Genomic DNA, 23,720 nt, shown 5'->3' on the forward strand with positions numbered 1-23,720 from the left:
GAACCAACTGATCCAAACAGACAAGCTCCATTTGATATTTCCCGCTATTCCCTTGATCCTTCTCGTTTAACATGAGACACCGCACTTTCTTACAAAGTTACCTATATTATACCAAATGATGCGATGTCGTATTGAATTATTGGGTTTCTCAACAGTCTGAGTTTTTCCCACTAAACATTCAGGGGGAGGTCACTCAGCGGAATGAAGTGGAGAAATTCCACCTCAGTTATTTATTCCTGATTAAAAAAATCTGTAAGCTATTGCCCTGGGCGAGAACGGAAGGGGTTGACCTATTTATGGCTCCATACAAACGTAAAACACCGGAAGAAATTTTGGATTCCATTTACCAGTTGCACAGGGGCAGGTTAAAAATTATTATCGGTTCCGTCAGCGGATCTGGTAAAACATACCATATGCTGGAGGAAGGCAAGCTCCTGAAGCAGCAAGGCATAGATGTAGTAATCAGCGCCGTCTCAACCATGCAGCGGGCGGAAACGGTTCAGCAGCTTGTGGATCTGGAGCGTGTCCCCAGCCTTCATTGGGTGAAGGACGGGAAGGAGCAGAAGGATCTTCCTTTGGAAGCTCTGCTGCAGCGCAACCCTGAGGTTCTGCTGGTGGACGGTCTGGCACACCGCAACCGGAAGGGAGCGCGGTTTAAGACCCGCCTGGAGGATATCCGTTATTTAATGGACAACGGCATCAGTGTGATCACGACGATTAATGTGTATGAGCTGGCAGGTATGGCCGAGATCATTCACCAGAAAACCGGTATCCGTGGCGAAGAAACTGTACCGCTCAACACGCTGGAGCTGGCGGATGAGGTGCGGCTGATCGACGTGTCTCCCGAGACGGTTCTGAAAAGAATCGAGGAGGGGGTGCTCGGCGGTGAGGCCCATCCGGCGCTGTCCCGCCGGGGGAACCTCGGCGTGCTTCGCGAGCTGTCTCTTCGGCTGGTAGCGGAAGGCGTCAATGAAACGCTGGAGAAGCATCGGGAGGAGCAAGGGCTTATCGGGCCTTCCGGTGCAAGCGAGCGGATTCTTGTCTCCACACAATACCACTGGAACGGTTCACTGTATGTGAGAAGAGGCCAGCAAATTGCGAAGCGGCTTAACGGCGATCTCATGGTCGTGACGTTCGTCCTCCCGAAGCGTCCGCTTACGAAGGAGCAGCAAAGCTTCAAGCGCTCCATAACGAAGCTGGTAGAGCGGGTGGAGGCCAGGTTCGAAGAGCTGCCTCTGCCAAGCCTGCGCCTGCTTCCTCCCGTATTGGTGCGATATGCTACTCAAAACAACGTAACCCGGATCGTCATGGGACACTCCAAGAAAAGCCGCTGGCAGGAAAAATGGCAGGGCTCCATTGCAAACCGTGTGCTGCGGAGGACGCGGAATATTGATGTGTTCCTGATGGCTGACCGGGCGGAGCAGGATGGGGAGCGGATCTTGCCGATCAGACCGCAGCCTAAGGAAACCGAGGAGCCTTTTCACCGTTTGACCCGCCAGGAGATGGAGCAAAGGATTGAGGGAATCCACCGGGGAACCTTCAAGGTCTATATCGGTGCGGCTCCCGGCGTAGGGAAAACCTACAAAATGCTGCAGGAAGGCAATCTACTGCTGAACAGGGGCATTGATGTAGTCATTGGCCTGCTGGAAACTCACGGCAGAAAGGAAACCCAGAAGCAAATTGGCGGATTGACCATGATTCCGCGGGCCAAGGTTCTCTATCAGTCCACACAACTGGAGGAGATGGACACCGATGCGATAATTGCCCGCCATCCTGAGGTAGTGCTGGTGGATGAACTCGCACATACCAACGTACCCGGAAGCCAGTCCAAAAAACGTTATGAGGATGTTATGCGCCTGCTCGAAAACGGGATTTCCGTCATCACAACGGTGAATGTGCAGCACCTGGAAAGCTTGAACGATGCGGTGGCACAGCTAACCGGTGTGCGTGTCCGGGAAACGGTGCCGGATGCGATTCTGAAGATGGCTGGCGAGGTGGAGCTGATAGATGTCACGCCTCAAATGCTGCAGGAACGGATGCGGGAAGGGAAGATTTATGCGAGCGAAAAGGTGAATCAGGCGCTGGAATCCTTTTTCAAGATCGGGAATCTGATTGCTCTGCGCGAGCTGGCCCTTCGTGAAATTGCCGATGATGTAGATGAACGGCTGGAAGCCTGGGATCGTGATAATTCCCTGCGGGGGCCTTGGAGCAGACGGGAGGTCATCTTTGTCTGTGTAGACCTCAGAGCACGGGCGGAACGGCTGATTCGCCGCGGCTTCCGCATTGCACACCGGCTGAAGGCGGACTGGTACGTACATTATGTACACTGCGGAGGGGTACGCACGCCCGAGGAGCAGAAACGGCTCGATGCACTGCGTCATTTGACGGAACGGCTTGGAGGGAAGATGGAGGTCGCACAGGCAGCCGGCAGCACAAGCGTCCATCAGCACCTGCTGACAAGGATGAATGAAGTGCAGACAACACAACTGATCATCGGATATTCGCGTAAACCTCTCTGGCGCAGCCTATTCAAAGAAAGCTTTGTCCATTATCTGCTCCGGCATGCCCGGCATATGGATATGCTGATCGTGGCGGATTTTGACCCTGAGGCTGCAGTTCCAGAGCCGGTAAGATGATTCTCAGGAGCACGGCGGAACTTACCTGTGACACGGTCTTTGTGTTTCAGGTAGAGCTCCGCTCAATGAGTCTGTATTCCAGGGAATGAAGCTCAAGGCCGGACTGGGTCAGTCTATTTTGAATCAGAATAAACGCATTTTCCGCTTGCAGGTCTACCGGATAGTGTATAGTTGTCAGATCGAGCAAATGGGCTACACCGGTATTGTCAAATCCCATAATGCCCACATCTCCGGGAACCGAAAATCCTCTTCTCCTAAGCTCTGTAACAACCCCGGCAGCGACTTCATCGTTGGAACAGAATATGGCATCCGGCCTGTCCGTCTGTGCGATCCACCATCCGGCGAGCTCCTCACCGTCCTGAACGGCGGCCTTGTCCTGAAACTGCGGGAACCCGTGATCCGGAATAGCATATTTTGCCACAAAATCGGCGTAAGCCCGCATGCGCTCCTTTGTATTGAGACCTGTGGACATCGCGTAGATGCTGAGTATTTTGCGGTAGCCCTTAGAATAGAGATGTTCAAGCCCAAGCAAGTAGGCCCGATAGTGGTCCATAAAGACAGAGGGGATTTTCTCGCTTTGCAAGCGTTGCCAGGTCACAATCGGACCGTATTTCGTGTAGGCTTCAATCACTTCCCAATCATTAGCCCGCAGCACGCATACCAGTGCATCCAACTGCTTGCTCCGCAGCATTTCAAGCGCAACAAGCTCCTTCTCCAAATCTCCGTTTGTCATGAACAGAGTGATATTGAACCCGTATTGCTGAGCAATCTCCGCGAATGCGCGAATAAAATTAAGCAGAAGCGGGCTGAGTGAAACCGCAATAATTCCGATTAACCGGGTGGAGCCCTTCTTTAAGGATCTTGCATTGGCATTGGGTACATAATCAAGCTGTGAAATAATCTCAAGAACTCTAGCCCGGATCGAACCGCTAACATATGGGTGCCCGTTAAGTACACGCGAGACTGTTGTGGTTGATACGCCCGCCAGCCGGGCGATTTCCTGAATATTTGCCATATTGAGCCACCTCATGGACAAGCATATCACAAAATATCCTTTGACCTGTAATGCATTCCACAGTTTACACTGTTCTTGCAGCATACATTAAGCCTCAAAAGGAGACTGAATGCCAATGACTCAGGAACGCCGAAAAATTGTTTTTATAGATATTGATGGAACACTTGTCTTGGATGACGGAAACGTGCCTGAATCCGCACAAATCGCCTGTAAAAAAGCGCGGGAGAACGGCCATCTGCTGTACCTGTGCACAGGCCGCTCGAAGGCGGAAATCTATGAGGAGATTTGGAGCATCGGCTTTGATGGCCTAATTGGAGCAGGAGGGGGCTACATTGAATCCGGCAGCGAGACTCTTTATCATAAAAAGGTTAAGCCTGAGGATGTCCGCCATATGGTAGATTTCTTCGATGCGCAGGGCGTGGATTTCTACCTGGAATCCAATTCAGCCCTGTATGGAAGCAGGAACCTGAAGGCGCACCTGGAACGCAGGATTTACGGAGATGTTGAAAATGACCCTGCGGCCAAGGAGCAAATGCTGCTTTCCCCGCATCCCTTCATTGCCGGTATCACTTATGGGGAGACGGATATGTATAAAGACGATGTCAACAAGGTTTGTTTTCTGGAAAGCAGTCTGTCCTTCGAACAGATTAAGCATGAATTCCACGGCAAATTTGAGGCCATTCAGTGTACAATCCCGATCTTTGGCGAGGACAGCGGAGAGCTGATGATTCCAGGTATTCATAAGGCAGTTGCTATTGCTGATTTGCTTGAGCATCTGAACTTTCCCAGGGAAGACAGCATAGCCATTGGAGATGGCATGAACGATGCTGAGATGCTTGAGTTTTGCGCCATAGGCATTGCTATGGGCAATGCGAAGCCGGCCCTGAAGGAACTCGCAAATGATATTACTGGCAACATCGAGGAAGACGGGCTTTATCAGAGCTTTGTAAAATACGGCTTGATCTCCGGTTGATAACGGAAGTATACTCCTCCGAAATGAGTAACCTCTTGACATTCGTCTCGAAGTGTAACTACAATGGTTACAGAAAAAAATTAGTACAAGTCAGCACCTCATCTCCGGTGTTGGCTTTTTCTATATCCGAGACGCGGGTATACTGAAGGCACACTATGGCGTTTGATATAGGAAAGGAATATACACATGAAGAAGGTCATCGTAATCGGAGCAGGAATTCTTGGGGCATCGACAGCCTATCAGTTAGCAAAATTGGGGGCGGATGTCCTGGTAGTAGACCGTAAAGATAAAGGACAAGCAACCGCCGCCGCTGCCGGCATTATTTGTCCTTGGCTGTCCCAGCGGCGCAACCAGGCTTGGTACCGCCTCGCCAAAGCCGGCGCCCGATATTACCCTGAATTAATTGCACAGCTTCATGGCGAAGGTGAAACAGAAACCGGCTATGCTCAGGTGGGAGCCCTTAGCATTCATCATGACCCGGAGAAAATTACCCGGATGGAAGAACGCGCACAGATACGAAAAGCGGATGCACCGGAAATCGGTGAAATTTCACGGCTGGGCGAATTACAAGCCCGTGAGCGTTTCCCCCTGCTGGCAGAAGGGTATCCCGCTGTTCACATCAGCGGAGCCGCCCGTGTAGACGGCCGTGCGCTGCGCGACGCGCTTATCCGTTCAGCACAGCGGAATGGGGCCGTCTTTGTAAACGGGGATGCTTCGCTTGAGTATCGCGCAAACCGTGTAACGGGAGTAATTGTCGGAGCACGTACCTTTGCGGCTGACCTTGTTATTGTATGTGCGGGGGCGTGGGCCAGTCCATTACTGGAGCCTTTGGGCATTCATTTCGGAGTTCGTTATCAAAAAGCGCAAATCGTCCATTTAGAGCTTCCCGACCCGCAAGATACCGGTAACTGGCCGGTCGTTATCCCGCCTAATGATCAGTACCTGCTTACTTTTGAAGGGCAAAAGATCGTCCTTGGATCAACGCATGAAAATGAGATTGAAGGCTACGATACAAGGATCACCGCGGGTGGAATTCACGAAATTCTGAATAAGGGGCTAGAACTGGCTCCTAGCTTAGCAAACAGCACTTTTCAGGAGGTGCGGGTTGGTTTCCGCCCTTTTACGCCCGGTTTTCTGCCCGTGATTGGAGCTGTTCCCGGCTGGGAAGGCCTTATTGCGGCCAACGGACTCGGTGCTTCCGGTTTGACAATGGGGCCTTTTTTAGGAAGTCAGCTTGCCAAGCTGGCTCTGGGTATGGCTTTGGATATCGACATCAGTGATTATGATATCCGCAAGGCGATGAATCAAGGCTGATCCTTGCAAATTCAACCAGTAAAGGAGGATTAAGAATGCGACATGAAGCACCTAATCTTGAACTGGACGCATACCGGGCAAAAATCCGTTTAGATCAACCGTACCCGGCAATTGCAGACGAGCGGTTAACCGAACAGCAATACCTGGAAAGCTTAGAGGCAGCAGCCAAGCTGCTTCTTGAAGACCCGGAATGTTATATGGAAGGTATTCCATCTGCATCAAATGACCAGAAGAGGGCCTACATCAAGGCGGCTCTGACCATTAAGACCCCGGGCGCAGCCACTGCGAAGCTCAATCCATATATGGATGTAATCCTGCAATATGAATGGCAGTTCAAGACGATTACCAAAGCTTCGGATCTAACACCTGTGTCGAAACAATCCCGCTTTATGAACCAAGATCCCGCTCCAGAAATATCCCTATGGCAGGGAGATATTACCGAGCTTGAAGCCGACGCCATCGTAAACGCTGCTAACAGCAGGATGCTGGGCTGCTTCCAGCCTTTTCATGCCTGCATTGACAATGCCATTCATGCAGTCTCCGGTCCGCAGCTGCGTGAGGATTGCAATGTCATCATGGAGCTGCAGGGTCATGCCGAACCGGCAGGTCTTGCTAAAATAACAAGAGCATACAACCTGCCATCCAGGTTTGTGCTGCATACCGTTGGCCCCATCATTCCGGCTGGACAAGCAGTTACTGAGTATCAGAAGGCTTTGCTGGCTGGCTGTTATTCCTCTTGCCTGACGCTCGCGGCCCAGGTTGCTTCCATCCGTTCGGTGGCATTTTGCGGGATATCTACGGGAGTATTTGGTTATCCCAAAAAGGAAGCGGCCGTCGTAGCCGTAAACACAGTGCAGGACTGGCTAAAAATGCATCCCGGGCATTTCGGGCAGATCATTTTTAATGTATTCAGCGACGAGGACCGGGAAATCTACGAATCTGTATTGGAGGGCAACTAGATGAAGCATATAGATCAGCAATCAGTCCGAAGAGCGAAATCGGCCGTCGATCAGGCGGAATATATTGTGATAGGAGGCGGGGCTGGCTTATCCGCTGCTGCCGGAATCGAATACAGCGGGGAAAGATTCACCTCGAATTTCAAGCCCTTCATTGAAAAGTACGGTTTAACAGACATGTACTCTTCCGGCTTTTATCCATTCAAGACCCAGGAAGAACGATGGGCCTATTGGGCCAGACATATCAGCCTTAACCGGTATGAAGCGACCAGCACCAAGTTATATACGGATTTGCTTCAGTGGGTGCAGAACCATAATTACTTTGTCATCACAACCAATGTGGACAGCCAGTTTGAGAAGGCAGGTTTTCCGCAGAATAAAATTTTTGAAATTCAAGGCAACTATGGCTTTTTACAGTGTGCTGCAGCTTGTCATGATATATTGTACAATAATGAAGCTTTGGTCAAGGAAATGCTTGAGCAAACTGCTAATTGCCGGATTCCCTCTGAACTTGTTCCCAAATGCCCGGTGTGCGGCGGAGAGATGAATCCGCACCTTAGAATTAATCAATACTTCGTTCAGAACGGGAAGTGGTATGATAGAAATGATTCCTATAACGAATTTCTGCGTGTGGCAGACGGAAAGAAAACTGTGTATTTGGAGCTAGGGGTGGGTTATAATACACCGGGCATTATTCGTTATCCCTTTGAAAAGCTTACGTACCGCAATGAACATGCGACCTTAATCCGCTTGAACAAACATAATCCCGAAGGCATGGAAGGAAATGAGGACAAGACCATCTCATTTACAGAGGATATGCAAGAGGTAATATCGGCATTGCTCAATTGAAGCATATACATTTCTAGCATTGGATATATTAGTTACATTCATGCTGGGAATATGATTTTTTGTTTGACAGACGATGGTGATTGATCCATAATACAATCCATACTAAACTTATATGATTTATAGGAAGGGGAAGGATCAGACATGTCACAGTTTACAGCATCTTTTAGAAAGTCGGTTTGGATAGGAGCATTAGCAATTCTGCTAGTGGTAGTAGCAGGCTGCTCCGCGTCCAAGAATGATCCTAAACAAAATAACAGCGCTCAGGCAACAACGAGCCCAGCGGCAACTCAGAGTGCAAATACAGATGTGCCTGCAGCGGGAGGAACCTTTGTCTATGGACGGCCTGCTTCAGTAACCTCTTTTGATTTACATAATGAGATTACGTCGAACAATGCTTTTGCAATTGACAAAGTATTCGAATCTCTGGTGGCTTTTAACAGCAAGGGCGAGATTGTGGATTGGCTTGCCAAGTCACACACCATCAGTCAAGACGGGCTGACGTATACCTTTGTCCTCCGCGACGGCCTGAAGTTTTCGAACGGCACGGCTGTAACTGCGAAGGATGCGGTGTTCTCGCTTAACCGGCATTTGAAGGTGGGCGGTCCGCTGGCTATCGCAGCCAAGGTTGCTTCTGTCAAAGCGCAGGACGACAAAACGCTCGTGATTACGCTTAAAGAGCCGTATACACCGTTCATCTCCGAGCTGTCCAACTTCTCGAACGGGATTATTCCAGATAATTTCGGCGGGGCTACCGAAAAAGAGTTCTTCAAGAAGCCAATAGGTACGGGACCTTTCGTTGTTGAAACATGGGACCCTGCAGGCGACCTGACCTTCACTAAGAATCCTAACTATTGGCAGGAAGGCAAGCCGTACATTGACAAGCTTGTGTATAAGCTGATTGAAGACGATAGCCAGGCGATCAACCAGCTTAAGGCTGGGGAAGTTGACGCAATTGAATCTTTGGCGCTGCAGAACGCAGACGAAATCAAGAATGGTGCTGACACAGCAGTAGTAACGAACGGCAGTTGGGTAACAGAGCAATTGTTCTTCAACACGCTGGACAAGCATTTTTCCGATGTGCATGTCCGCCGTGCTCTGGCTCTTGCGCTGGATCGTGAAGGCTTGACCAAGGCGCTTACCTTCGGTTACGCACAGACTGCAAATTCTTTGCTGCCGACAACCATTCCATATAACTCCAATGATACGATTAAGCCGCTGAACTACGACGTTACTGCAGCCAAGGAGGAGCTTGCCAAATCCGCCTTCCCGAACGGCTTCACAACAAAATTGCTTGTAGCATCCGGCAACAGCACCAGAGCCCAGGAGGCGCAAATTATTCAGGCAGCGGGTCAAGCCATCGGCATCAAGATCGAGATTGAATCCACTGAGCTGGCTACTTTCCGGGAACGTTTCTTCGCTTATGATTTTGCGGCAATGCTGAACAGCGGTCAAGCCGATTCCCCTGAAGCGAACTCGATTATTGCTTTCCAGACCGATCCGGAAGGCTTCAGCAAATCGTATTGGACGCATTATACGAATAAAGATGTAACCAAACTGCTCTATGACGGACAAAAGACAGCAGATGGCGATGCACGCGCGCAAATCTACTCCAAACTGCTGCAGACGCTTGCCGATGAAGTGCCTTACATTCCTTTGTACTACCCGGATATTCTAATTGGTGCCCGCTCTTCAGTCGATGGTCTTGTTGTTTTGCCTAACGGCAGCCTGCGCCTGGAAGAAGTCCGCACCGGAAAATGATGAAATCCAATAACACGTTAACTCCATCAACAGGTAGGAACGGTTCATACAGTTGGCTTGTGATCGCTCTTGCAAGAGCATTGATAGTGATCCTTTGCGTGATGACAGCAGTCTTTTTTCTGATCCGAATCGTGCCGGGGGACCCTGCAAAAATGATTTTGGGTGAATACAGCACACCGGAGGCGCTCAAGAGTATGCATCATACTCTTGGGCTGGATCTCCCTTTATGGGAGCAGTTCATCCGTTTTGTGCAGACACTGTTTACGCAAGGGGATACCGGAAATTCCATTGTTTCGGGAATCTCTGCAAGAGAGCTGATAGCCGAGCGGGCTCCTATTACTCTGCTGCTTATAGCAATGGCCTGTGCTCTGGCAATCGTAATTTCGCTGCTGCTTGCCACACTTGCAGCCACGAACAAGGACAAGCTGCTGGATCATTTGATCCGTATTTTTCCTACAATCACTCTGGGCATGCCAATCTTCTGGGTTGGCATCCTTTTGATTCTGCTGCTTAGTGTCCGTCTTCATTGGTTTCCCGTTGGGGGAGTTGGTGAAGGCTGGACCGGAACCTTAAACAGTCTTACGCTTCCGGCGATAACCGTCGCTTTTTCACAGATTCCTACTCTGGTTCGTTCGTTAAGGGCGCAGATGCTGGAAGTATTGGAATCCGATTTTGTCGTCACCTTGAAGGCAGCGCGAATACCTAGCAGGGTTATTCTGTTCAAGCATGTGCTGCGCAACTCTGCGCTTCCAACGCTGATGCTGCTTGGCGTCAATATTTCCTATCTAATCGGCGGTACACTGGTCGTTGAGCAGGTATTCGGCATCAAAGGGATAGGCAGCCTGCTGTTTACTTCAATTTCGAAACGGGATTTCCCGGTCATTCAAGGAATAGCGCTTTATTGTGCGATATCAGTGGTGATCATCAGCCTCCTGATTGAAATCCTATCCTGGTGGCTCGATCCCAGAACGAAAGGAAAACAATGAACACTACAACGATAGACCCACAATTGCAAGAGGGCAGCAAGAAGAAAAGCACTGTTAAGCGAATATGGGGAACACCTTCCCTTCTAATAGGGAGCATTATGTTTGCAGTGCTGATTCTCCTGGCTGCATTCATACCGTTTATTAGTCCTTACCAGCCTACGGAGCAGAATTTGAGCGCTTTTTTGCAGCCGCCGTCCGCCGCGCATTGGCTGGGAACAGATCAGCTAGGACGCGATTTGTTCACGAGACTGATCTATGCTGCACGAACCGATCTGAAAATCATGGTCCTGGCAGAAATTGTTCCTTTCTGCACCGGGATATTTCTGGGAATGCTTGCGGGGTATTACGGGAAATGGATTAATACTGTTATTACCCTGCTTACGGATACTTTTATCGCGTTTCCTTTTTATCTGATTGTTATTATCGTGGCTTTTGCCAGCGGGGCGGGCGAGCGAGGGATTTATATCACTTTCATGCTTGTGGGCTGGATCGTATTTGCCCGTGTAGTTAAAGGTCTCAGCGCATCGTTCCGAGAGCAGGAATGGGTGGCGTCAGCTCAGACTCTGGGACTTCCCGGAGTAAGAATTATTCTGCGCCATCTCCTGCCCAATGTTCTGCCTCAAGCAGTAGTTGTCCTAATGGCCGATATGGTTGGGCTGCTGGTCGCCATTGTAACACTCGGTTATCTTGGCATTGGCATTGCGCCTCCGACTCCAGACTGGGGGACGATGATCGCGGATGGACAGTCCTTCATAACTACCGCCTGGTGGCTCTCGGCCGTTCCCGGTTTTGCAGTGGTGTATACGGGGATCGCGTTGTCGCTTGTGGGTGATGGGCTGGCAGACATATGGAGGAAAAAATGATGGCTACACATCCGATTTTGACATTAGATTCCCTGTCGCTCGTCACTAAGTCAAAGGAACCACTAGTCACCAATGTCAGCTTTTCAGTGGGCAAAGGGGAGAGCCTGGGACTCGTTGGCGAGTCGGGTTCCGGCAAATCGCTTACGCTGCGTGCCATTCTGGGCTTGCTTCCCCGCGGGGTGGAGCAGAGCGGAGGGGTCATCGAGACTGCGGCAAGCAGCGCGATGGTGTTTCAGGACCCAAGAGGGGCGCTGGACCCGCTCTGCCCGGTTGTTAATCAGCTTGCGGAAGTCGTGTATTACAGACAGAGAGTAGGACGGAAAGCTTCACGCAGAATAGCGCTGGAATTGCTCGAAATGCTAGGACTTCCCGATTCTTTAAAGAAAGCAGACCGGTATCCAAGCCAGTTGTCGGGTGGTCAGTGTCAACGTGTAGTTATCGCTATGGCACTGGCATGCAAGCCGGACATTCTTCTCTGTGATGAACCGACAACCGCGCTGGACGTTACTGTTCAACGGCAAATTATCGAAACGATTACCCGTTTGCAAAATGAGCTGGGTTTTGCCATGGTATTTGTAACACACAATCTGGCGATTGCAGCTAACTTGTGCTCCAAGCTATGTGTGATGAAGCAGGGGCGGATTGTGGAGCATGGTGAGACTCAGCATCTTTTACAAAATCCGTCTGATTCCTATACACAGATGCTGATTGATTCCGTGCTTCCGCTGCCGGAGCTTGAAAGGAGCGAAGCTGAATGAATACTGCGCTGCAGGTACAGAATTTAACAGTCCGCTACGGCGGATTTACTGCGCTGGATCACATTAATCTGAGTGTGCAGGAGCATACCACCCTAGGCCTTGTAGGCGAGTCCGGTTCGGGCAAATCCACTTTGGCACGGGTAATTGCTGGATTGATCGCTCCTGATGAAGGGCAGATTCTGCTGGGAGCTCAGAAATTAGTGAAGAAGCGCAGCCGTGAGCAGCACAAAAAAATACAGATGATCTTCCAGAACCCGGATGCCTCGCTGAATCCCAAGCACTCCATCCGGCAGATTCTTTCCGAAGCGCTATTATTTCATAAGATTGTAGACCGCACAGCGGTCGAGAAGCGATGCAAAGAGCTTTTGGAGCGTGTTCACCTGGAGGCAAAAGCCTTGGACAGATTTCCGCACGAATTCTCTGGCGGACAGCGCCAACGGATCGCTATTGCGCGCGCATTAAGCGTTGAGCCAAGCCTTCTGATCGCGGATGAACCGACGAGTGCCCTCGATGTTTCCGTTCAGCTTAGTGTGCTCGAACTATTCAACACACTCAAAACTGAGCTTAATCTGACTATGCTGTTCATCTCCCATGATCTGGGAGTTATTCATGCGATTAGCGATACAGTAGCCGTTATGCGGCAGGGCAAGCTTGTTGAGAACAGTCCCAAGGATCGATTCTTTACTCGTCCTGAAGCTGCCTACAGCCGCGAGCTGCTGTCTGCAGTTCCGAAAATGCCGAAATCAAGATCAGCAGGAGGTTTTTATGAACCAAGAACATAAAGGATTTGTCCCGCTTTCCATTTCTGAGTTCAATACGCTTACGCGGTTGCTCTCCAAGCTTTTGTCTACTCAGCACCCCCCGGTCATCATCCCTGGCGAGGCTATTTTGGGAATTGAGGCGGTGGCTGCAGGAATAGCTGCGCCGGGGCGTACCATTCTAAACGTGGTAACCGGTCCTTATGGAAGTTTATTTGGAGAATGGCTTAAACGCGGCGGAGCAACGGTTGCTGAAGTGAAGGTCCCTTTTGACGAGGTGGTTACTGCAGAGAAGGTTGTTTCCGCGATTGAGCAGTTTAAGCCTTGCGCCATTTCCTTTGTTCAGGCAGAAGTGGTGACAGGCGGGTCAAATCCCGCTAAGGAAATATTCAAGCTCGCCCAGGATAACAACCTCATTACAGTGACGGACTCCGTGTCGGCAGTCGGGGGAGAGGCCCTGCTGGTGGATGAATGGGAAGTGGATTTTGCAGTGATTGGCGCGCAAAAAGCTCTGTCCGGGCCTAACGGTGTCAGTGCCGTAAGCATTTCACCACGCGGCTGGGAATTCCTTGCGTCTAACCTGAGTGCGCCGCGCAATTCGATTCTGTCCCTGCTGGATTTGAAACCATCTGCAGGCGGCGCTGCACCGTTACGTGTTCCGCCCAATATTCCAACTCTTGAGGCCAGAGCCCTGATTTCGGCTTTGACACAAATTGAAGAGGAAGGGCTGGAGCAGGTAATCAAGCGTCATGAACGGACAGCTGCCTCAGCCGTTGCGGGTATCCAGGCATTGGGGCTTACGCCGTGGCAGAAGGATAGCAGACATTATTCAACGCTGACAACGACGGTTCGAATTACCGGGGAGCAGAATTTGCGTATAGATCAGCCTATTGGCATCGTGGCTCCAGGGGACGGAGAATTGTTCGGACAGCTTCTGCGGATCAATCATTTCGGAGAGAACGCAAGCCAGCAAAGCGTGGAAGAAGCTGTGACTACACTCGCTCAATTGTTAAATCAAGAACCTGACCATGCCATAGCGGCTGTCCGGCTGGCTTGGGGGGAATGAGCATGATCATTAACCATCCAGAGCTGCAAACCTTCAAGGATATTGCCATTGCTGGCACCGCAGGGAAACGTTTTGACATTGTAATCAAGGACGGACGGTTCTCATCCATTGTTGAAAGCTCGAAGCCGCAGCGCGATGAGTCAACTGAACCTGCCACACAAGTATGGATAAGTCCGGGTGTGATTGATCTTCACACGCATCTGGCCTGGACAGACTTCGACCATGCCGACCAATTGAAACGGAGCAGTGGCGAGATTGAAGCTATGCAGGCCAAGGCTTTTGAAGCGACACTGCGGACCGGTGTTACGACTGCGCGCGATGCGGGCGGGATTCTGCCGAGCACTATTCAGCATCTTGTGCAGCACTATCAGCAGCCGCTGCGGGTACAGACCAGCAGCGATATGCTTGGCGCAGCAGATGCCCGCGGCATTCAGCATTTAGAGCACCGGATGGCAGAAATCTTCGCTACAGGAGCAGGCTGGATCAAAATCATGGCCACTGGCGGTCTTGGAGCGCCTACCGAAAAAGTGGTTGATCCGAATTTTTCGGAGGAAGAGTTCGCTTTTATTGTCCGGAATGCGCATGCCCACCATAAAAAGGTCTTAGTTCATACCTGGGGTGGAGTGACGATTGACTGGTCTATCCGTGCTGGCGTGGAGTCTATCGAGCATGGAATGTTCCTGACTGCGGATCAAGCCGGAAGACTTGCTGAATCCGGGACAGCTTATGTGCCCACAACTTCGATATATCGCATAGCTGCAGATCCGAAAGGCGTGCTGGCGCTAAACCAGGTCATTTGCGAGCGGGCTGCCCGCGCCGCCGAAGCTCACTCGAAAGCCATTGACTATGCCAAAAGAGCAGGAGTCCGTCTTGGATTCGGTACGGATTATGCCACGCCTGCGCTCCACGGGTACAACCTTCAGGAGCTCAATACGCTGATGGAGTACGGCTTGACCCGGACAGAAGCGTGGCAGTCTGCTACAGTCAATGCTGCTGAGATTCTGGGAAGCGGTAACGAACTAGGGCGTATTGCGGAAGGATACATTGCCGACGCGATTATTTTCAATGCCGATCCGTACCAGGCGCCCAATGCAGAGCAGCTTCGCACAAGTATCGTTTCCGTCATTACCGGCACGGACATTTCAAGGATTTGAACGGGTCTGATAGGGGCTCGCGACTATTTTTTTTAGCGCTTCGATCCTTGAACGGCTACAGCTACTCAGAAAGCCAAGCTGCTCTGCCAGGTCCCTCCTGAATTTCAAAAAGGCTTCATCGTTCAGCCTGCTCTCGTCATCAATATACCCGACAATGATTTGCTTGATCTCAAGCTCACTGTTGAAGTAGGCTTTGTTCTTCTCGTACAGGTCATGAATATAATCATCGGGATAAGCTATCCTTTTCTTCACAAGCTCTTCGGCTTGATTGCGATGATAATTGTACAGCGGCTCCAGCTTGAAAATATCCAAATGCTGCTCCGCTGCACCCCGGCCGTTCGTTACTGCCGATACTTCATAGTTCTGCACATCCGCTTCGAACTTGAAGTGATCGCCAATATGCTCCTCATAAGGGCTGAGGTTGGCAAAGGTGAATTTCCGGTCACCCTTCAAGGCCTGATTGCATGATTTGCAGACCGGTACGAGGTTATAGAGCGACATGGAGAAGTATGGATAATCGCATTTCGGCAGGAAATGGTCGATATCTGCCCGCATTTTCCCGTTATCAGAGAGGATGGGGGTAATGTACTGGCGGTTGCAATAGGGACACACGCGGATTCCGCTTTCCATCACGAAATGATAATCGTTCCATTCCTCCTGAAAAATATCCAGTTGTCTGAAATTATCCATGCTGATGTTAAGCTGCTTCAGCTTTTGAAATTGCTGTTCACAATCTGCTGCACTCAGACGGCCTTGCCCAAGGCAATGTCTGATTTCTTGACTTAGCTTCGGATAATTCGTCTCAAGGATGTTCACAATTTCCATCTGCGCCCTGGAAGAATACCGGTCCATTCCGATATTATCCAGGGCTTTTTTCTTGATGTAGTAAAAAAAATCCTTGACCTTAAACCGCTGATAGCCAAACAGCTTGTTCAGATGCTCGGAGTAGGAACGCTCTATAAGACGGATCATATGGTAAACAAACGGGAAATCCGCCTGAATCACTGCATCCAGGCTTTCTAAATCCTTCAGTTTGCCAATTGCGAAGGTTCTGTAGTTAGTTTCTACGTACTCTAAAAACAGATCATGCTGACGTTCGAATTCACTTCGGATTTGTTGTTCCTTCCACTGCAGCTTCAGCTTCGCGTTTAATTCGCTTAATATTTCAGACGTTGGGATGTACGTTGGATTGCTTCGTTCTTCTTTATGAGCTGGATTGATCTTCTCCATAAAATACTTCACATGATTATCTTCAGCTTTTGCGGATAGCTCGATTTTCCTCATTGGTCACGATCCCTCTCATTGTCCTTGATAATATAATCAATCAACCGGTCCCGGTCTTCCTGCGACAATTCCTCATAGAGACTAATCGCACTCTTGAGCTTTTCCGTCCGGTATGCCTCTTTAAGCCGCTGCAGCTTGGTTTCGAAGGCCTTTCTAATCACCGGCTCGCCAATGATGCCTGTAATGTATTCATAATATTCGAGGCGGGAGAGGTGTTCAGATCTCACATTGCTCACACCTTGCAGCATGGCGGACTGCACCAATTCGTTAAGTCCGTCCCCGACCCTTTGAATGACCCCGTTAGCAAACTCTCCTACCGTTAGGTCCATAAAGAAAGCGTCGTTGAACAACGTATAGATATTCTGTCCGAACGTTTCCGCATGGTCATTTGCCGAATCATTCGTACCCTCTTTTAAATACATGACATTGCTCTTCGGAACATCCGACAGCAGCATTGGGGAATGGGAGGTCAGGATAACCTGTACCGTAGCAGATTTGTAGATGGTTCTCAGCATGTAGAGCAGACGGCTTATGTACTGAACCTGCCATTTCGGATGAAAGGATAAATCCGCCTCGTCGATTAAGAGCAGGATACGGGTGCAAGGCTTATCCAAATGATTTACAACTTTATCGCCCCGCCCTCCGTCATCACTCGGCTTCAACACAGAGTGGAGTCTGGAATAGAGGCTTAACAAATTGCTCTGGCCCGTACTGAGCCCCCAAGAGAAATTCAAGAAGTAGAAGGGGTAGCAGGTTCTGTTGTAGTGATCAAAAAATACACGAAACCGTTCTTTATTATTATCATTAAGCATAATTCGGATGATGGGCGCAGATGCGGCATCAATCTCCAGATCAAGCGCCCATGATTCCATATCCAACCATTCTATAAAGGCGCGATACGGGACTAGACGTTCTGCGTATACGGAACCTTTTTTATCCAATTCGGTTCTTGCCCGTACTAAATATTCTCTGCAGTATGTAAGTATGTCCTCATTATCAGTTAATGGCCGATAGGCATTTAACAGACACTCTAACTCACGCCGTCTATTGTCTGATGTCGTGACCGGCTCCGCAGTATCCTTGATCGCATTGATGAGCAAGTGGTCTGCTATGAGGACTTTCCATAAGTTTCTGCGGCTAATTGAAGCGAAAGAGTCTGAAATCATCGTGAGTAACTTCCCGACTTCATTCTCAGGTATGCCACTAAAGTCCGTCAGTGAACCCGTAGCGGGCTTCTCTTTCTGCGGATAATATTTCTCGATGGATTGAGCAAGATATCTGCGATTCCAATCATTATCTGTAATTTCAACCTGTAAACTATTAATCATGTTAAATAAAAATTCGGTATCCAATTCACCCTGCTTATAGTGATACAAGAAGTCAATTTGCCTGTACACCTCATTATTGAAAAAATGGATGATAGGGTTCGCGTCATGACGGATGTGACGATTTTCCACTCCGCTTGAGTGGTCTCTTCGCATTAACCCGCCAACGGAGAGATCATGCGTATAACCCGGTTTATTGTAGGAATAGTCCAGGACGTCCAGCACATTGTTCACATAGATAAATTTAGTCATCTCCGCCCAATCTTCAAGCGCAATTTTGTCTATGATGACCGTCTTTATACCTTTACTATCTATATTCTGAATTTGAAGATCATGGCTGTATATTCTCAGCTCCTGCTCATCTTGGGCGAAGAAACCAGCGATAAAAGGGGACACATTAGTTTCATCCCCGGCAAGGCAGTCCAGGATCAACCTCAAAACAGTTGTTTTCCCCGCGCCATTATCACCCACAATCACGCTTAGATTCGATATATTTGTGCCAAAAAAATGGTTCGGCTTGTATGTATCCATTCCATTCTTGATTTGAAATTCACCAGACTCAGGATCATATTCAAATTGATACGTGTTGTTAAAATGAAAACCTGTTTCTTTGAAGCAGCCGTAGTGCTCCACCCATAAATAGACTAATTCCATGATTCGATAACCCTCCGCATTTTTCGACTGTGGTATATTATACCATTCAGCCATGTGGTGGAGCATGAGGTTGTACAAAATTATTTTTAGCTATATAATACCCCTAGGGGTATATGAAACGAAATGATCAGAAAGGTGAGATGTGATGATGGAAGTACAGTATACAGATGAACTAAAAACCCGTTTGCGGAGAATAGAAGGGCAAGTTAGAGGCGTACTGCGGATGATGGAGGAAGGTAACTCCTGTAAGGAAGTAGTTGCTCAGCTATCTGCCGTTCGCAATGCGTCGGATAAAGCCATAGCGCAATTGGTGGCGGAAAACTTGCATCAATGCATATTGGCAGAACAGGCAGCAGGCAATCAGGATACCGGCAAACTGGTCAAGCAGGCCATCGAGCTGCTCGTAAAAAGTCACTGATAAAAATGAGCTTTTTAACCAAAGGAGAGAACTTGTATGGCATTTAACATTCCAAAAGCAATAACGCCTAAGGAAGTAGCAGCACAGTTGAATAAAGGGAATTCTGTCAGGATGCTGGATGTCCGTGAAAATGGTGAATGGGCTATGGGGCATATCAAGGGGGCCAAGCATATCCCGCTGGGGCAGCTTCTGGAAAGACTCCAGGAACTGGACCCCGAGCAAGAAACCATCGTGATCTGCCAGAGCGGCAGCAGAAGCGGACTTGCCTGTGAGCTCTTGAATGAGAGAGGCTATAATGTAGTGAACATGACGGGCGGGCTGAACGCATGGGCCGATAAACTGGTTGTATAGAAAAGGGGAGTTTACCTAGTGATTGTCCAGGGTAAACTCCTTTTTACGTTAATGCATATTCATTCTTCATCTTGCTTATGGGTGATACTCTTGAATGATCGCGCCGCGGATTCCCTGTTTTTTGCATAAGAAATTTTATAGATACAGGAATAAATCACGTTCAGCACTTACTCGAAGGCGATTTGGGAGGAAAATGTGCCGATTTTGGCATGTTTTTCTTCATCGTTAGGCACATAGATACACAGATTACTGAGCTTGGCCACTTCACTTTGACGGGACGCCGTAATCGTGATAAAAGGGATCCTTTCACGTGAGAAATGCTGCGCTGCTTGTACATAAATTGGCGATTGTCCGTGGTAGGTCAGGAAGATAGCGCAATCCCCATCTGTGAGATTAGCCGTATGATAAGCCCACTCCGACAGCTCGGTGGCAATTACTGCGTATTTGTTGATTTTAATCAATTTGTTCTGAAAGCTTTTCGCCCGGATTTGGGAATCTCCTACGGCATAGATAAAGATCCTTGCAGCTTGATCGAGCAGCGCGGCTGTCTGTGCCAGCAGGCCATCGTCCATGAAGGTAAAGCTTTTATCAATCGTTTCCTTCATTAATTCGGCAATTTCTTTCGCCACTTGCAGAGGAGACTCATCCAGACCGAACGGATAGTTGGGATCAACGCTGGAAATACTTTGGGTACTTTGCTGGAAATCACGGGCCAGATTGATGCTGAACTCCTTGAAGCCGGATAATCCCAGTTTGTGCGTTAACCGGTTAATCGCCGAATGCGAAGTATATGTTGCTTTTGCCAGCTCCTGAATATTCAAATGCAGCATACTTTCCTTGTGAGTCAAAATATAGGCGGCGATGCTTTTTTCGTTAGGCGTAAAGTTATGCATTTCCGCTAATTGCAGCAGTATTCTCAATAGCTTCACCTCAATAAACATTTTGTTCAAAAATTAACCGCCTTGGACACGAGGAATTGGTCGATTGTACCGTTTTGCCGGCTAATCTGTTACGTCCGACTTTCTTCTTCTATAATTAATGAAATAGAACCTGAGGGGGAATGTACATGCTAACTATTGGATATATCGGGAATGGCAAAAGCACGAACCGTTATCATCTGCCATTTTCGATGAACCGGGATAATTTGAAAGTGAAAACCATATACGCCCGCAATCCAGAGAAAGGCGAGTGGGAGAAGGCGCCAGGTGTGCTCTACACCGATAATATTGAAACGTTGATGAATGATCCAGAGATCCAGTTGATCGTTGTCTGCACACATATAGACTCCCATTATGCTTATGCCAAAATGGCGCTTGACCACGGCAAGCATGTGCTTGTTGAGAAGCCTTTCATGTTAACCGCAGATGAAGCGGTGTCGATCTTCCAATACGCTAAAGAGAAGAACCTGATCATACAATGCTATCAGAACAGACGTTACGATTCGGATTTCCTCACAACCCAAAAAGTGATAGAATCAGGCAAGCTTGGCGAGTTATTGGAGGTAGAATTGAATTATGATTATTACCGCCCGGAGACTCCGCTTTCGGTGACGCAATTTTCTAAGTTTAACAGTTACTTGTACGGACATGGGGTTCACACTGTTGACCAGGCACTTTCTTATTTTGGCGCACCGGAATCCATTCACTACGATGTTCGCCAATTGCTGGGTCCCGGGAGAATGAATGATTACTTTGATCTGGATTTCTTTTACCCGTCACTTAAAGTATCCATCAAATCAAGCTTTTTCCGCTTAAAAGCACGGCCAAGCTTTGCGGTGTACGGTAAAAAAGGGGTATTCGTAAAACAAACGATCGACCGTCAGGAAGAGCACTTGAAATTATTTTATCTGCCTAAGGGACATGCTGACTTCGGTATCGACCTGCCGGAGCATTATGGCATTGTAACCTATCTGGATGATGAAGGCAAATATCATGAAGAAAAGGTCGTCTCGGAAAAAGGGGACTACGCCAGAGTCTACGACGATATTTATCAGGCCATTGTCCATGGCAAAGAAAAAGTGATTAAGGACGAAGAAACGGTGGCAGTCATGCAAATCCTTGAAAAAGGCATAGAGGGGTGCAGCTAAGATGAAATTGGGAATTGTCGGAGCCGGAATGATCGTAGGGGATTTGCTGGGTTTTATTCATGAGATCCCTGGCATCTCTTTGGAGGCTATCTGTTCCAGAGCAGGCAGCCAGGATAAAATTCTTGAGCTGCAACAGAAATACGGAATTGCTCAGACCTATTCGGATTACAGCGAAATGCTGATGGATACGGAGGTCGATACTGTCTACATCGGGCTGCCCAATCATCTTCATTATGCATATTCGAAAGAAGCGCTGCTCAGCGGCAAGCATGTCATTTGCGAGAAGCCTTTTACCTCTAATGTGAAAGAATTTCGTGAGCTGAAGGAACTCGCGCAGCAAAAAAAGCTGGTATTGGTGGAAGCAATCACGAATCAGTATTTAAAAAATGTTCTGACGATGAAGGAATTTCTGCCTAAGCTCGGTGAGATTAAGATCGTGGAGTGCAACTATTCCCAATACTCCTCCCGCTACGACGCCTTCAAAGCCGGAGAGACACCGCCTGCATTCAGCCCGGAAATGTCCGGTGGAGCGTTGATGGATATTAATTTATATAATATTCATTTGGTGGTCGGCTTCTTCGGGAGTCCTGAGAAGGTGGAGTACTACGCCAACATGGAGCGTGGAATTGATACTTCCGGTGTGCTGCTGCTTGATTACGGCAATTTCAAGTGTGTCTGCATCGGGTCGAAAGACAGTACAGCCCAGAGCAGTGTGAACATTCAAGGAAATAAGGGATATATACACATGCCAAGTTCAGCGAATGTATGCGACTTCTTCCATTACACTCCTAATAAGGAAACACCAATCCGGGTGGATCACAAGGATCATCTTCATCGTATGTATGATGAATTCGTTGAATTTGAGCGTATCAGCAGAGAGCAGGATCTGGCAAAGGTCAAGGAGATGCTGGAGCATAGCGAGAAGGTCATGAACGTAATTGAACAGGCCAAGCAGTCGGCCAATCTTGTCTTTAGTTCAGATAACCATTAAAGTACCGGCTGGGTATTGACTTGGAGTTAACTCCAGACTGTACACTTCTCTATGTAGTTGTGAACAATACGGTATTAGGCGGTGAGTGAATATGGCGATGGCGATAAAGCAAGTAAGCGAGAGATTCAATATTTCACAGGATACCCTCCGTTATTATGAACGGATTGGACTGATTCCTCACGTGAATCGCAATAAAAGCGGCAATAGAGAGTATTCTGAAGAAGACTGCAACTGGGTTGAGTTCATCATATGCATGCGAAATGCCGGTCTTTCGATTGAAGTACTGATAGAGTACCTTGAGCTGCTGCAGCAGGGTGATGAAACTGCCGAGGCACGAAAAGACCTTTTGATAGAAGAACGTAAACAGCTCATCTCAAGAATGGAAGTTATGAAAAAAACGCTGGAACGTTTGGAAACTAAAATCACACGGTATGAGCAGACTATAGGTGAAAAGGAAAAAACACTTAGCAGATCGTGAATTCTAAAGGTAAAGTAGGAGCGTTGCTTATATGAAGGACATTGCGAAAGAAAATATAATAGAATTCTGTTTAAAGAAAAAGGGAGCGGCTAAGGATTATCCTTTTGGGCCTGATCCATTGGTGATCAGAATCGAAGGTAAAATGTTCGCTCTTATTTTTGAGAATTTAGAGAAGCATACAATCATCAACCTAAAGTGCGACCCGGTAATCGCAGATAACTTGAGAGAGCAGCATGATAAAGTTCGGCCAGGCTACCACATGAACAAAAAACACTGGAACTCCGTCACCCTTGACGGCTCTGTGCCAGAGGCTGATATCTTTTTTATGATCGACCACTCTTATAACTTGGTTGTTAAAAGTCTTTCCAAAAGCCTACGGGAGTCGATACTGGAAAATAATTAACAGTCTTATGTGACACATCCGTTCGTTTTCAGAATTAAATAGACTTAATTTGTTCAACAAGTAACCTGCCTAATTAAAGGTAGGTTCTTTTCTTTTATTGTGTGCAGAGAGAGCAAGCATAAAAATACTAAAATTTCCAAAGTAAAACCTTAAATTTGTGCAGATAAATTATAAAGGAGTTATGGTAACATATTAAATGTAATCGCTTTCAATAATATTTATGGGAGGAATTTCAAATGAAAGCAAAAAGAATGAGGTTAGCCTGGGCGATTTTAATTTGTTACAGGTACGAAAATTGAAGCAAAATATGACTAAAGGCGGCCAGTACACCTCGAATATCAGCTCGCCGTTCAGCGGAGCCGCTTTATATGCTAACAATGACTCGGTGAAATACACGCAGTATTTCGGGAGCGGTACCCATAATTTTTCACTTCGCGGGGCCTCAAATAACTCTAATATGGCCAGAGTCGATTTGAAGATCGGTGGTGTGACGAAAGGTACCTTCTACTTCGGCGGGAGCAATCCTGCGGTCTATACCTTGTCCAATGTCAGTCATGGAACCGGAAATCAAGAGATTGAGCTTGTGGTAACAGCAGATGACGGAACATGGGATGCGTACCTTGATTATTTGGAGATCAATTAAT

General features: G+C 48.3%; 21 protein-coding genes and 2 pseudogenes. 19 read left to right on the forward strand and 4 right to left on the reverse strand.

Going from position 1 to position 23,720, the window contains the following annotated elements; genetic code table 11:
• The first annotated feature begins 296 nt into the window (after positions 1-296).
• Positions 297-2,636 carry a histidine kinase gene (locus ACX1DY_RS00005; RefSeq protein ID WP_458962167.1) on the forward strand — a complete coding sequence of 780 codons (2,340 nt, stop codon included), beginning with the start codon at positions 297-299 and terminating at the stop codon, positions 2,634-2,636.
• 46 nt (positions 2,637-2,682) lie between these two features.
• On the opposite strand, the gene ACX1DY_RS00010 is transcribed toward ACX1DY_RS00005, so the two are convergent.
• Positions 2,683-3,651: a LacI family DNA-binding transcriptional regulator gene (locus ACX1DY_RS00010; RefSeq protein ID WP_458962168.1), complete on the reverse strand. Its 969-nt coding sequence runs from the start codon at positions 3,649-3,651 to the stop codon at positions 2,683-2,685.
• Between the two features lie 115 nt (positions 3,652-3,766).
• On the opposite strand from ACX1DY_RS00010, the gene ACX1DY_RS00015 reads away from it, so the two are divergent.
• The 11 genes from ACX1DY_RS00015 (at position 3,767) to ACX1DY_RS00065 (ending at position 15,086) form a co-directional block, all read left to right on the forward strand.
• Positions 3,767-4,624: a Cof-type HAD-IIB family hydrolase gene (locus tag ACX1DY_RS00015; protein ID WP_458962169.1), complete on the forward strand. Its 858-nt coding sequence runs from the start codon at positions 3,767-3,769 to the stop codon at positions 4,622-4,624.
• A gap of 186 nt (positions 4,625-4,810) precedes the next feature.
• On the forward strand, positions 4,811-5,938 hold the full coding sequence (locus ACX1DY_RS00020) for an NAD(P)/FAD-dependent oxidoreductase (RefSeq protein ID WP_458962170.1): 1,128 nt from the start codon (positions 4,811-4,813) through the stop codon (positions 5,936-5,938).
• A 35-nt stretch (positions 5,939-5,973) separates the two neighbouring features.
• Positions 5,974-6,897 carry a protein-ADP-ribose hydrolase gene (locus tag ACX1DY_RS00025; RefSeq protein ID WP_458962171.1) on the forward strand — a complete coding sequence of 308 codons (924 nt, stop codon included), beginning with the start codon at positions 5,974-5,976 and terminating at the stop codon, positions 6,895-6,897.
• Positions 6,898-7,743, forward strand: a complete 846-nt coding sequence (locus ACX1DY_RS00030; RefSeq protein ID WP_458962172.1) for a Sir2 family NAD-dependent protein deacetylase — start codon at positions 6,898-6,900, stop codon at positions 7,741-7,743. It abuts the gene before it with no gap.
• A 141-nt stretch (positions 7,744-7,884) separates the two neighbouring features.
• Positions 7,885-9,501, forward strand: a complete 1,617-nt coding sequence (locus tag ACX1DY_RS00035; protein WP_458962173.1) for an ABC transporter substrate-binding protein — start codon at positions 7,885-7,887, stop codon at positions 9,499-9,501.
• On the forward strand, positions 9,501-10,487 hold the full coding sequence (locus ACX1DY_RS00040; protein ID WP_458962795.1) for an ABC transporter permease: 987 nt from the start codon (positions 9,501-9,503) through the stop codon (positions 10,485-10,487). The genes ACX1DY_RS00035 and ACX1DY_RS00040 overlap by 1 nt, the downstream gene beginning before the upstream one ends.
• Positions 10,484-11,350, forward strand: coding sequence for an ABC transporter permease (locus tag ACX1DY_RS00045; RefSeq protein ID WP_458962174.1), 867 nt, complete (start codon positions 10,484-10,486; stop codon positions 11,348-11,350). Before ACX1DY_RS00040 ends, ACX1DY_RS00045 begins: the two co-directional genes overlap by 4 nt.
• Entirely contained in the window at positions 11,350-12,108 is a 759-nt protein-coding gene (locus tag ACX1DY_RS00050; RefSeq protein WP_458962175.1) for an ABC transporter ATP-binding protein, read from the forward strand. The genes ACX1DY_RS00045 and ACX1DY_RS00050 overlap by 1 nt, the downstream gene beginning before the upstream one ends.
• Positions 12,105-12,890, forward strand: coding sequence for an ABC transporter ATP-binding protein (locus tag ACX1DY_RS00055; protein ID WP_458962176.1), 786 nt, complete (start codon positions 12,105-12,107; stop codon positions 12,888-12,890). Before ACX1DY_RS00050 ends, ACX1DY_RS00055 begins: the two co-directional genes overlap by 4 nt.
• Positions 12,874-13,932, forward strand: a complete 1,059-nt coding sequence (locus tag ACX1DY_RS00060) for a pyridoxal-phosphate-dependent aminotransferase family protein (RefSeq protein ID WP_458962177.1) — start codon at positions 12,874-12,876, stop codon at positions 13,930-13,932. Before ACX1DY_RS00055 ends, ACX1DY_RS00060 begins: the two co-directional genes overlap by 17 nt.
• A gap of 2 nt (positions 13,933-13,934) precedes the next feature.
• Positions 13,935-15,086 carry an amidohydrolase family protein gene (locus ACX1DY_RS00065; RefSeq protein ID WP_458962178.1) on the forward strand — a complete coding sequence of 384 codons (1,152 nt, stop codon included), beginning with the start codon at positions 13,935-13,937 and terminating at the stop codon, positions 15,084-15,086.
• Here ACX1DY_RS00065 and ACX1DY_RS00070 read toward each other — a convergent pair.
• Together ACX1DY_RS00070 and ACX1DY_RS00075 are read right to left on the reverse strand one after the other, a co-directional pair.
• Complete coding sequence (locus ACX1DY_RS00070) at positions 15,075-16,370, reverse strand: HNH endonuclease family protein (RefSeq protein WP_458962179.1); 1,296 nt, start codon at positions 16,368-16,370, stop codon at positions 15,075-15,077. The genes ACX1DY_RS00065 and ACX1DY_RS00070 overlap by 12 nt on opposite strands.
• Positions 16,367-18,349: an AAA family ATPase gene (locus tag ACX1DY_RS00075; RefSeq protein WP_458962180.1), complete on the reverse strand. Its 1,983-nt coding sequence runs from the start codon at positions 18,347-18,349 to the stop codon at positions 16,367-16,369. The genes ACX1DY_RS00070 and ACX1DY_RS00075 overlap by 4 nt, the downstream gene beginning before the upstream one ends.
• Before the next feature lie 148 nt (positions 18,350-18,497).
• Here ACX1DY_RS00075 and ACX1DY_RS00080 point away from each other — a divergent pair, with 148 nt between their 5' ends.
• Together ACX1DY_RS00080 and ACX1DY_RS00085 are read left to right on the forward strand one after the other, a co-directional pair.
• Positions 18,498-18,767: a metal-sensitive transcriptional regulator gene (locus ACX1DY_RS00080; protein ID WP_458962796.1), complete on the forward strand. Its 270-nt coding sequence runs from the start codon at positions 18,498-18,500 to the stop codon at positions 18,765-18,767.
• A gap of 36 nt (positions 18,768-18,803) precedes the next feature.
• Entirely contained in the window at positions 18,804-19,118 is a 315-nt protein-coding gene (locus ACX1DY_RS00085; RefSeq protein WP_458962181.1) for a rhodanese-like domain-containing protein, read from the forward strand.
• A gap of 59 nt (positions 19,119-19,177) precedes the next feature.
• On the opposite strand, the pseudogene ACX1DY_RS00090 reads toward ACX1DY_RS00085, so the two are convergent.
• Positions 19,178-20,038: pseudogene (locus tag ACX1DY_RS00090) on the reverse strand (MurR/RpiR family transcriptional regulator).
• A 146-nt stretch (positions 20,039-20,184) separates the two neighbouring features.
• Between ACX1DY_RS00090 and ACX1DY_RS00095 the strand changes: the two are divergent.
• The 5 genes and pseudogenes from ACX1DY_RS00095 to ACX1DY_RS00115 form a co-directional block, all read left to right on the forward strand.
• A complete protein-coding gene (locus ACX1DY_RS00095) occupies positions 20,185-21,204 on the forward strand; it encodes a Gfo/Idh/MocA family oxidoreductase (RefSeq protein WP_458962182.1) in 1,020 nt (339 codons plus the stop codon).
• Position 21,205: 1 nt separating this feature from the next.
• On the forward strand, positions 21,206-22,195 hold the full coding sequence (locus tag ACX1DY_RS00100; RefSeq protein WP_458962183.1) for a Gfo/Idh/MocA family protein: 990 nt from the start codon (positions 21,206-21,208) through the stop codon (positions 22,193-22,195).
• Between the two features lie 97 nt (positions 22,196-22,292).
• Entirely contained in the window at positions 22,293-22,673 is a 381-nt protein-coding gene (locus tag ACX1DY_RS00105) for a MerR family transcriptional regulator (RefSeq protein ID WP_458962797.1), read from the forward strand.
• 31 nt (positions 22,674-22,704) lie between these two features.
• Positions 22,705-23,076: an MmcQ/YjbR family DNA-binding protein gene (locus ACX1DY_RS00110; RefSeq protein WP_458962184.1), complete on the forward strand. Its 372-nt coding sequence runs from the start codon at positions 22,705-22,707 to the stop codon at positions 23,074-23,076.
• Between the two features lie 282 nt (positions 23,077-23,358).
• Positions 23,359-23,719, forward strand: a pseudogene (locus ACX1DY_RS00115) (carbohydrate-binding protein); the annotation flags it as partial.
• Between the last annotated feature and the right edge of the window lies 1 nt (position 23,720).

The organism is Paenibacillus sp. BAC0078 (assembly GCF_054483875.1).

What these genes read in the sequence shown, in the direction of transcription:
- ACX1DY_RS00005 (WP_458962167.1), top strand. Translation starts at nt 297, where the DNA reads ATGGCTCCATACAAACGTAAAACACCGGAAGAAATTTTGGATTCCATT.
- ACX1DY_RS00010 (WP_458962168.1), bottom strand. Translation starts at nt 3,651, where the DNA reads ATGGCAAATATTCAGGAAATCGCCCGGCTGGCGGGCGTATCAACCACA.
- ACX1DY_RS00015 (WP_458962169.1), top strand. Translation starts at nt 3,767, where the DNA reads ATGACTCAGGAACGCCGAAAAATTGTTTTTATAGATATTGATGGAACA.
- ACX1DY_RS00020 (WP_458962170.1), top strand. Translation starts at nt 4,811, where the DNA reads ATGAAGAAGGTCATCGTAATCGGAGCAGGAATTCTTGGGGCATCGACA.
- ACX1DY_RS00025 (WP_458962171.1), top strand. Translation starts at nt 5,974, where the DNA reads ATGCGACATGAAGCACCTAATCTTGAACTGGACGCATACCGGGCAAAA.
- ACX1DY_RS00030 (WP_458962172.1), top strand. Translation starts at nt 6,898, where the DNA reads ATGAAGCATATAGATCAGCAATCAGTCCGAAGAGCGAAATCGGCCGTC.
- ACX1DY_RS00035 (WP_458962173.1), top strand. Translation starts at nt 7,885, where the DNA reads ATGTCACAGTTTACAGCATCTTTTAGAAAGTCGGTTTGGATAGGAGCA.
- ACX1DY_RS00040 (WP_458962795.1), top strand. Translation starts at nt 9,501, where the DNA reads ATGAAATCCAATAACACGTTAACTCCATCAACAGGTAGGAACGGTTCA.
- ACX1DY_RS00045 (WP_458962174.1), top strand. Translation starts at nt 10,484, where the DNA reads ATGAACACTACAACGATAGACCCACAATTGCAAGAGGGCAGCAAGAAG.
- ACX1DY_RS00050 (WP_458962175.1), top strand. Translation starts at nt 11,350, where the DNA reads ATGGCTACACATCCGATTTTGACATTAGATTCCCTGTCGCTCGTCACT.
- ACX1DY_RS00055 (WP_458962176.1), top strand. Translation starts at nt 12,105, where the DNA reads ATGAATACTGCGCTGCAGGTACAGAATTTAACAGTCCGCTACGGCGGA.
- ACX1DY_RS00060 (WP_458962177.1), top strand. Translation starts at nt 12,874, where the DNA reads ATGAACCAAGAACATAAAGGATTTGTCCCGCTTTCCATTTCTGAGTTC.
- ACX1DY_RS00065 (WP_458962178.1), top strand. Translation starts at nt 13,935, where the DNA reads ATGATCATTAACCATCCAGAGCTGCAAACCTTCAAGGATATTGCCATT.
- ACX1DY_RS00070 (WP_458962179.1), bottom strand. Translation starts at nt 16,370, where the DNA reads ATGAGGAAAATCGAGCTATCCGCAAAAGCTGAAGATAATCATGTGAAG.
- ACX1DY_RS00075 (WP_458962180.1), bottom strand. Translation starts at nt 18,349, where the DNA reads ATGGAATTAGTCTATTTATGGGTGGAGCACTACGGCTGCTTCAAAGAA.
- ACX1DY_RS00080 (WP_458962796.1), top strand. Translation starts at nt 18,498, where the DNA reads ATGGAAGTACAGTATACAGATGAACTAAAAACCCGTTTGCGGAGAATA.
- ACX1DY_RS00085 (WP_458962181.1), top strand. Translation starts at nt 18,804, where the DNA reads ATGGCATTTAACATTCCAAAAGCAATAACGCCTAAGGAAGTAGCAGCA.
- ACX1DY_RS00095 (WP_458962182.1), top strand. Translation starts at nt 20,185, where the DNA reads ATGCTAACTATTGGATATATCGGGAATGGCAAAAGCACGAACCGTTAT.
- ACX1DY_RS00100 (WP_458962183.1), top strand. Translation starts at nt 21,206, where the DNA reads ATGAAATTGGGAATTGTCGGAGCCGGAATGATCGTAGGGGATTTGCTG.
- ACX1DY_RS00105 (WP_458962797.1), top strand. Translation starts at nt 22,293, where the DNA reads ATGGCGATAAAGCAAGTAAGCGAGAGATTCAATATTTCACAGGATACC.
- ACX1DY_RS00110 (WP_458962184.1), top strand. Translation starts at nt 22,705, where the DNA reads ATGAAGGACATTGCGAAAGAAAATATAATAGAATTCTGTTTAAAGAAA.